The organism is Calothrix sp. CBUCES-K 9914 (genome assembly GCF_059640475.1).
Genome location: NZ_JBXXZH010000348.1, coordinates 1 through 8,083, shown reverse-complemented (window position 1 = coordinate 8,083; position 8,083 = coordinate 1). Strand labels below are relative to the sequence as shown.

Annotated in this window: 13 protein-coding genes and 1 pseudogene; 7 read left to right on the top strand and 7 right to left on the bottom strand. The window is 37.8% G+C overall.

Annotated features, from left to right (window positions below; genetic code table 11):
• Positions 1–782: pseudogene (locus AC2JBO_RS40805) on the top strand (IS701 family transposase); the annotation flags it as partial.
• A gap of 92 nt (positions 783–874) precedes the next feature.
• On the opposite strand, the gene AC2JBO_RS40800 reads toward AC2JBO_RS40805, so the two are convergent.
• The 3 genes from AC2JBO_RS40800 to AC2JBO_RS40790 form a co-directional block, all read right to left on the bottom strand.
• Positions 875–1,093: a hypothetical protein gene (locus AC2JBO_RS40800; protein WP_496959334.1), complete on the bottom strand. Its 219-nt coding sequence runs from the start codon at positions 1,091–1,093 to the stop codon at positions 875–877.
• Positions 1,071–1,352: a BrnT family toxin gene (locus AC2JBO_RS40795; RefSeq protein WP_496959335.1), complete on the bottom strand. Its 282-nt coding sequence runs from the start codon at positions 1,350–1,352 to the stop codon at positions 1,071–1,073. Before AC2JBO_RS40795 ends, AC2JBO_RS40800 begins: the two co-directional genes overlap by 23 nt.
• A 74-nt stretch (positions 1,353–1,426) precedes the next feature.
• Entirely contained in the window at positions 1,427–2,215 is a 789-nt protein-coding gene (locus AC2JBO_RS40790; protein ID WP_496959333.1) for a Uma2 family endonuclease, read from the bottom strand.
• A gap of 173 nt (positions 2,216–2,388) precedes the next feature.
• Between AC2JBO_RS40790 and AC2JBO_RS40785 the strand changes: the two genes are divergently transcribed.
• The 6 genes from AC2JBO_RS40785 (at position 2,389) to AC2JBO_RS40760 (ending at position 5,382) form a co-directional block, all read left to right on the top strand.
• A complete protein-coding gene (locus AC2JBO_RS40785; protein ID WP_496959332.1) occupies positions 2,389–2,700 on the top strand; it encodes a hypothetical protein in 312 nt (103 codons plus the stop codon).
• A complete protein-coding gene (locus AC2JBO_RS40780) occupies positions 2,624–2,986 on the top strand; it encodes a hypothetical protein (protein ID WP_496959331.1) in 363 nt (120 codons plus the stop codon). Before AC2JBO_RS40785 ends, AC2JBO_RS40780 begins: the two co-directional genes overlap by 77 nt.
• Positions 2,987–3,055: 69 nt before the next feature.
• Entirely contained in the window at positions 3,056–3,673 is a 618-nt protein-coding gene (locus AC2JBO_RS40775; protein ID WP_496959330.1) for a hypothetical protein, read from the top strand.
• Positions 3,674–3,716: 43 nt separating this feature from the next.
• Positions 3,717–3,986 carry a hypothetical protein gene (locus AC2JBO_RS40770; protein ID WP_496959329.1) on the top strand — a complete coding sequence of 90 codons (270 nt, stop codon included), beginning with the start codon at positions 3,717–3,719 and terminating at the stop codon, positions 3,984–3,986.
• Positions 3,987–4,648: 662 nt separating this feature from the next.
• Positions 4,649–5,227, top strand: coding sequence for a GUN4 domain-containing protein (locus tag AC2JBO_RS40765; RefSeq protein ID WP_496959328.1), 579 nt, complete (start codon positions 4,649–4,651; stop codon positions 5,225–5,227).
• 47 nt (positions 5,228–5,274) lie between these two features.
• A complete protein-coding gene (locus AC2JBO_RS40760) occupies positions 5,275–5,382 on the top strand; it encodes a hypothetical protein (RefSeq protein ID WP_496959327.1) in 108 nt (35 codons plus the stop codon).
• A gap of 142 nt (positions 5,383–5,524) precedes the next feature.
• Here AC2JBO_RS40760 and AC2JBO_RS40755 read toward each other — a convergent pair whose 3' ends face one another.
• From AC2JBO_RS40755 to AC2JBO_RS40740, 4 genes are all read right to left on the bottom strand, one after another.
• Positions 5,525–5,764, bottom strand: coding sequence for a DUF2283 domain-containing protein (locus tag AC2JBO_RS40755; protein WP_496959326.1), 240 nt, complete (start codon positions 5,762–5,764; stop codon positions 5,525–5,527).
• A 118-nt stretch (positions 5,765–5,882) separates the two neighbouring features.
• A complete protein-coding gene (locus tag AC2JBO_RS40750) occupies positions 5,883–6,290 on the bottom strand; it encodes a DUF1257 domain-containing protein (protein WP_496959325.1) in 408 nt (135 codons plus the stop codon).
• A gap of 120 nt (positions 6,291–6,410) precedes the next feature.
• Positions 6,411–6,785, bottom strand: a complete 375-nt coding sequence (locus AC2JBO_RS40745; protein ID WP_496959324.1) for a DUF1257 domain-containing protein — start codon at positions 6,783–6,785, stop codon at positions 6,411–6,413.
• A 20-nt stretch (positions 6,786–6,805) separates the two neighbouring features.
• Positions 6,806–8,083 (bottom strand): AAA family ATPase (locus AC2JBO_RS40740; RefSeq protein WP_496959323.1); only part of this gene is annotated, 1,278 nt, incomplete at its 5' end.

The window sequence follows — 8,083 nt, the reverse complement described above, 5'->3', positions numbered from 1 at the left end:
GCCGAACCGCCTTGGCAATGAGCATGGCATTGTAAAAGGAATTGGCGTAGTCAGTTGTATATACGTAAATCCTAAAAATTTCAAGTTTTGGGTAATAGACTATCGTATTTTTAATCCTGATTCGGATGGTTTAACCAAAGTAGACCATGTGAAAAATATGCTTCAAAACCTTGTATATCATAAGCTTATGCCATTTGATACTGTTTTGATGGATACTTGGTATGCTGTAAATAGTTTGATGCTTTATATTGATAGCCTAGACAAAGTTTATTTTTGTCCTTTAAAAACTAATCGATTAGTTGATGATACATTTGGAAAAGAAAAATATAAGAATATTGAATCATTAAAATGGAGTGACGAAGATTTAGAATGTGGTAAGATAATAAAAATAAAATCGTTTCCTGCCGAGAAAAAAGTGAAACTTTTCCGGGTTACTGTCTCTACCGACAGAACGGACTATATCGTAACTAATGATTTATCTCAAAGTCTAACGGATGTTGTACTTCATGTGTCCAAAATTCGTTGGAAAATTGAGGAGTTTCGCCTTCGGCATACTTCGTAAACATCGAGAAGTAAAACAATTAACTGGCATTGAATCTTGTCAATGTCGTAAAGCTCGTCTTCAGAGAAACCATATAGCTTGTGCTATTTTGGTATGGCTTAGACTCAAAAGTTTATCTTACCAAACAGGTCAAACTGTTTATCAAATTAAGCACAATTTACTTTCTAATTATTTAATTCAGCAATTGAAACGTCCAGACGTTTATATGTGTTTGGCGTAATTTGAATTATCGCGCAGCAGGGGTGAAGCCCCTGCCAGCACTTTGTGCCAGTTGCGTAAGTCCTGGTTTAGTCTCTACCACAACGGGTGATATTAACCATTAGCTTGAGGAATTGCTGATAGCAATGCTCGTAAAGCATTATTAACATCTTCGGATGTTTTAAAAACCTTGGCAACATCCGCATCAAGAGTTACGGTAACAGATTTGTGTGTTGGTTCTGCAAAACGGTTTGGACGAGCTTTTTTGTAGTCAAAGTTATATTCTGGTAGCAAATCGTCATTATCTTCATTAGGAGTTTGTGTATTGTTCATAGTCCCTACGCTCTTTTTTAGTTGTTAAACGTGCGCTAATAATACGAATAACACTCAGTCTTTCTGTAAAACAAACCAGTAAAAGGCGATTTGATAGGTCGTGTCCTATAATAATTTCTCGTTGTTCATTAACAAAGTGCCATTCATCGTTAAAAATATAAGCATCAGGGTCATCAAAGACAGTTTTTACATCTTCAAAACTTACCCCATGCTTTGTGAAGTTTGTTTGAGCTTTACGGTCATCCCATTCAAATTCCAGGCACCATTCGTTGGAACCGTTGAAATTCGACCCATAATAGAAACTTATAATAATTAACCATCCGTTACATCCGTTTATAATCCGTTGTCTACCTCTTCTACAGTCAGCGAAAGTGCTTGTGCAACTTGTTCCACACTTAGTCCCATCTGTAATAATTTAGGTATTGCATTTAACCTTGCTTGCCGCTCAGTGTCCGCGCGCTGTTTTTCAGCTTCTTCTGGTAGCAAAATGAGGTTTCCTGCTTCGTCGTAAAATCTTAACCAAACGGCATTATCTTCTTCAATGTCACCGCTCCAAGTACCTAGCCATAGCTTCAAGCTTTCACACCATAACCATCCTTGTTGATTACCCTGAATTGGTTGGTAGCCTTCATCACTATCAAGGTGCCACCCTTGCAATGAGTTTACTTTATATGGATGGAAAACAAAATAATCTTTGGTTTTAAAGACTTTTTCGTAAAGGTCTTTTTTCTCCTTTAAATCTGAAGCTTCTGTTGAGTCTGATAATAACTCAACAATCATATCTGGGTAACGTCCGTTTTCGTTCCATACTACCCAACCTTGCCTTGAAGGGTCTGGTAGTACATCCTGCACAACAAAAAAGTCGGGTCCTTTAAAATCTTTATTTTTAACTTGTTGGCTACTATAGTAAATAAACATATTGCCGCCAACAAAATAGTTATTTCGCCCTGACCAGTGATGTTTAAGGGAACGAATTAACGCATTCATTGCAACACGGTGCCGAGTACTTTCCAAAGGTTCTCCGTCATCAAATATCAAATCCGTTGGTGGCATCAAGGGTTGCCACTCTTCGGGTGAGTCATCTATTAAATCTGTCGTTACTTGGGTTGTTTGGGGTAACATGAAAGTCCGCCTAATCTATTGTATAGGACTTTAGTACTTATCTTAACGCAAAAGCCAAGATAATATTACATATAGTAACCCCGTATGGTTTTTACATCGGGTATGCTCCCGGCGTTACATGTTATCCACATAAGCAAATTGGGAACACTATTACTAAAACTAAGTAAAAGTTCATGCCAGATAACAAGCGAGAATACGACGCTGTACTCGGCACCCAACAACTACAACCTCCTATACACGGTGCTGTATTAGGTGGAATTGAAAATGTAAAAAAATGTTTAGTGAGCGACAACAGTAGTGTCAAAATCACTGCATTATCAAATGCGCTTAAATACGGCGCCGCAGGTTTAGAAATAGTAGTCCAAGCATTGCAAGATAAATATTCGCTCTTTGCAACAAGCTGCTTACTTGCTGCTTTATGCTCGACAAGAACCTTTAGTTCAACAAGCATTACACGAATACAAAACCAAAAACAACAGGTTTGATTATTTCGTTGCACTAGCAAAAGCTGGAGGTGTGGCGGATGTTGATAAGCTTATGGATAGTTTAGAAAATGATTTCAACAGCGCAACCTCTAAGCTAGTTGATTATGCTCTTGGTCTAGTTAAAACCAATGAAGGCAAAGAGCGAATTAAACATTACCTTCTCAACGGTACTCAGACACAACGTAATTATGCAGCACTTTATTTTAAACGTAAAGGCGCCAGAGATATTTTAGTTGAGGCTGTAAATAAAGGTTGTATCGACAGGGTGCAAGCGTTCTCAAAGTAAAATTTAAATGATGAGTAATTGTAAGCAATAATTGTTCATAGGCGCCTGTGGTAGAATTGGAGCAATCAAATGACCCGCCAACCGTTGCTAGACCCAAATCGCTCGTATACTTTTAGTAACTATTTTGAGTTAGGTTTGCCAGTCGATGATTTAGTTGCAGAATTTGGATACTCATTCGAGCGTAAATTTCTGAATTTGCCTCAATATTTAGGCACATTAGACCGACTTCTCGACTTGAAGCAGCGCATTGAAGAGGTATTACCGTATGTAGATTTAGAAAACGAAACTACACGTAGAGAAATGCTAATCGTGCCTATAGTTACTGATTTAATTCACTATTCCCGCGCTAAATTACGAATAGAATATACCATTAAAGTAGATAATAAACTTCAAGGCAATTTAGATTATTACTTGCGTTCTAATACTAATTTAATTGTAATTGAAGCTAAACAAGCAGATATAAATAGAGGATTTACACAACTTGCAACTGAGATGATAGCTCTGGATAAGTTTACAGATTCTAATCAAATCGAAATATTGGGAGCAGTTACTACAGGTAATATTTGGCAATTTGGTATATTATACCGACAAACACAAAGTATTGAACAAGCAATTAATCTCTACCGAGTAACTGAGGAATTAGAAACTGTTGTAAGAATTTTGCTGGCTGGACTGATAGTAACATAAGGGCGCCGGAGAATAAAAGTAATTATAAGGAGTAATTGAAATAATGACTATTACACGAGAAGAACTGCAACGTCGTAAGCAGCAGCGTACCGAAATTGGTAAACTTTGCCGAGAAGTTTTTGAACGTATTCGTCCAGAATTGATTGATAATCATTACAACTGGTTTATAGCTGTTGATGCGGACACTGGTAATTACCTTTTAGATTCCCAGTTGCAAGGGTTGATAGAACAAGTTTGTAAAAATTATACCGACCCAAATGCAAAAGTAACTATTTTTCGGCTTAATGAAAATGGCGCCTGTCGTAGAATATGATTTATAAAATAAAAATTAATTAAATCCCCCCGCGATGCAGATAAAAAAAGTACTAATAGCCGCTCTTCAAGTTCATTTTTTGTTCCTTTCAAACGCAAATTTTAAGCATAAATCCTTATTGACGTAGTAGGTTTTAGCTTAACTTGACGCTAATGTCCGGGATGCCCACTCCAGAAGAAAGAAGGCTCTACAAGAAAGTTTCAAGAAAGTTTTGGGTATTAGTTATATTTGAATAGTTACTAAAAACCCTCCGAGGTGGCACCTGGGGGGATGAATCATTGCTTATATACGCACGCGCAACGTTTCACAACCCTCCGTGGCTGGTAGTTCGAGTAGTTATGGTGGTTGTGACTAAGCTGATAATCATGATTATTAAGTTGAATAATTATTTGAGCCTATGATTCTATTTAAACAATTTTCAATAGATTGTCAATACAGCTTTTGGACTAAATTCGGAACTGTTCAGTAAAACTAATTATTTTTCTATATATAAAATCGACATATCCTAATATATAAAATAACAGTACTACCTAAAAACTTTGGTAATTTAAAATACTAACAAGTACAAGTATTCTTGATTTAGTAATTTAAAAACTTGGGTTATTTTCAGGAATTGCCACGTTTGGAGTTGAAGCTATCAATTTAATTAACCTATACTTAACATGTCAGAAAATTTTAACCAACCTGGTCAATTTGATGCAGTACTTGGTGGACAACAAGCACAACCGCCAATGTATGGTGCAGTATTGGGAGATTTTGCACGGTCGCATCGAAATTTAAAAAACTTCCTCTCTCAAGGGATGTGGGAACAAGCTGACCTAGAGACAACAGCAATGATGTTAAAGTCAGCCAACCGCACAGACCAAGGTTTTCTTTCTGAACTTGATATCAAAAACTTTAATTGCGAACATTTGCAAATCATTAATAATCTCTGGTTACAAAATAGTGGCGGTCATTTTGGTTTTAGTGTGCAAAAGCGAATTTGGCAAATTGTCCGCAGTACATCAGAACCAGATTGGGATGCTTGGTGTCGTTTTGGTGAATGGGTAGGATGGTATGTTAACGAGAAATGGCTGCATTGGAACGATGTTACATTTGACTTGGAGGCGCCTGCTGGACATTTACCGCGCGGTGGTGCATTAATGGGTTGGGGTTTGGGAGACTTTTGGAAAGGTTGTACAAGAATGTCAGCGCTTGTTTACAAAATGGATAATTGTGGCATTGTTGGAGATATTTTATAACCTGGTGTAAATATAAATTATTATCAATTATTTAACTTATAAATACATTGGAAGGACACTTAGATAATGTCAGTTCTATAGCCGTTAGTCCAGATGGTGATTATCTTTTTAGCGCAAGTCATGATAATATAATCAGAGTGTGGGGATTAGAATAAAGGTGCCTGCTCGACTTAACCTTTGAGCCGATGAACGGATACGAAAAACATCGTATAGCTCATTCTGTTGACTGCGCGCGTCGTAAGCTTATGATTAGTTAAAAAATATTTTAAAGTAATTAACTAAATTGTTTCTCAAAGTTCAAATTAATAGTTTAATCTCAGAAGATTCTCCCAATGCTTCATTAACAACAGTCAATTTACCCTGCTCATTCAGCGATAACTGTTGATTAGCATTGAGAAGCTCAATTCCATAAATTGTTCCATCTGGAGCAATATCAACATTCATTTCTTCACTGACTTTAACCGTATTTACTTGTGCTTTTTTTTCTCTTAAATGTATATAAGCAATATTATATCTTGGGTCATAGGTAATTTTCATATACTTTATCCTCTTAAAAATACTTGGCAATAACTGTTATAACCAACCAGTCTTCAGCTTCTTGTACTGCTATAACCTCCACTTTTTTCGTACTGTAAAACTTTCCACTATTATGTTTCTATGCCCAGCGCGCGACAACAACTTTCACTGTACCATCTTGCATAACTTCATCTTCTTCTATTGTAAATCCTTGTTCATGTGCAGTTGCTTTCAATGCATGATAACCGTAGCGCTGCATTAGCTTGTTCATCCACTGTTGATTATATTGATGTCGGTCGTATTCGGAGATTATGGCTTCAAATTGTCCGTCTGCTTGTTGTTTGAAGCCAATATCATTACTGGAGCTACCGATGTATTGGCGCCGTATTATTACTTCTGCTGTTTGTTCGCGCACGTCACCTTCATAGCCATATAGATGTTGTGCGGTTTCGTGAAGTTCAATGTTTTTAAATCCGATATCGGCTAAAGCTGTAACTAATGCGTCACGATTTTTGATTTGGGTTTTGATGCTTGTAAAGTGTGACATAATGTTAGTTGAAATAATGAACCACAAAGGCACAAAGGACACAAAGGAAGATTAGATATACTCAGTCCATTTTAATGGACTTTTACTATTAGCCTTGGATTTGAATCCAAGGCGGGTATATTAAGCCCATCTACCAACAACAACTCTTACTGTTCCATCTTGTAGAACTTCTTCTTCCTCGATATTAAATCCTTGTTGCTGTGCTGTTACCAATAAGTTTTTATGAGCATACTTTTGTGTAATTGAGTTCACAAATTTCTGCTGGTTTACGTTAGCGCCCCAAAAGTCAGCAACGATTTCGTAATTATCGCCACTACGACGAAATCCTAAGTCGTAACCGTTGTTTTGACGAACTACATATTCGGCTTGGGTGGTATCTCCTTCATATCCACGTACTTTGGTGTTGCATTCGACTTTGTAGCCTAGTTCTTGCAATACTTCATGAAGTACTTCGCCGTTTTTGATTTGAACTTTGATGGTTGTAAAGTGTGACATAATTTGTTTTGGATTTTTGATTAATCTACTTCTAACGGGCCAATTCCTTGTTGTATTGAATACTGTTTTAACTCCTCTACTAATTGAATATCGTTTGATGCTGCTCTGGCGCCTGCTTGTGCTGCCCATTGTTTGAGTGCTTCTATTTGCTCGCGCGCTATTGCTGCTAGGGGTACTGTTTGCGATACTGCTTGTAGTATATCCTCGGTGTTAAAGTCGCGGCGATGTCCATTAATTCTTGTGGAAAATGCCTGGTGCATGGCATCGATTATTACTTGCTCGATTTCGGCGCCGCTAAAGTGATTTGTTTCTTTTGCTAGTGATGGCAAGTTAAATTCACGTAAGCGACCTGGACGTAAGCGCTGTAAATGAACTTTAAATATTTCTTGTCGTTCAGCTTCGTTGGGTAAGTTTAAAAAGAATATTTCATCAAACCGACCTTTTCGTAATAATTCAGCAGGTAATATTTGGACGTTATTAGCTGTGGCAACAATAAATACTGGGCTGGTTTTTTCTTGCATCCAGGTAATTAGGCTACCAAAGACTCTGCGTGATGTTCCGGAGTCACCATCAACACCGCTTGTAATGTTACCAAAGGCTTTATCGATTTCGTCTATCCATAATACACATGGCGCCATTGCTTCGGTAAGTTGAATCATTTGGCGCACACGACTTTCGCTTTCACCAACGATACCACCAAATAGGCGCCCAGAATCAAGACGCAATAACGGTAGGCGCCATTCATGAGCAATAGTTTTGGCTGAGAGTGATTTTCCCGTTCCTTGAATACCTACAAGTAACATCCCCTTTGGGTTAGGAATACCATAACGTCGCGCTTCGTCTGTAAAAGCATCTTGACGCATTAGTACCCATTGCTTGAGTTGGTCTAAACCACCAACCCGTTTTAAAGATTCACTCGGAGTAAAAAACTCTAAAATACCAGTTTGGCGAACCGCTTGCTTTTTCTCTTCTAAAACTCCATCTATATCTGTTTCGTTAACTTGTTGTTTAGCTGCTAGCGCTTTTGCCAAAACCCTAGATATACGAGTTCGACTCAGACCTTGACAAGCCTTAACTAACTGCTCGCGCGCTAACCCATCTATATTTAATTTGTCTGGTACTACTAGCTGCTCGATTAAATAATTTATTTCTTGTACACTGGGCAGTGGAAAATCAACTACCGTCAACTCTTGCGTCAACTCGTCGGGAATTTCTAAAGTATGGCTAGTAATAACTATAGTCTTACGCGCGCGCTTTAACTCCCGCGTTAAATTCCGCAACTCCCGTACTATAGGGGC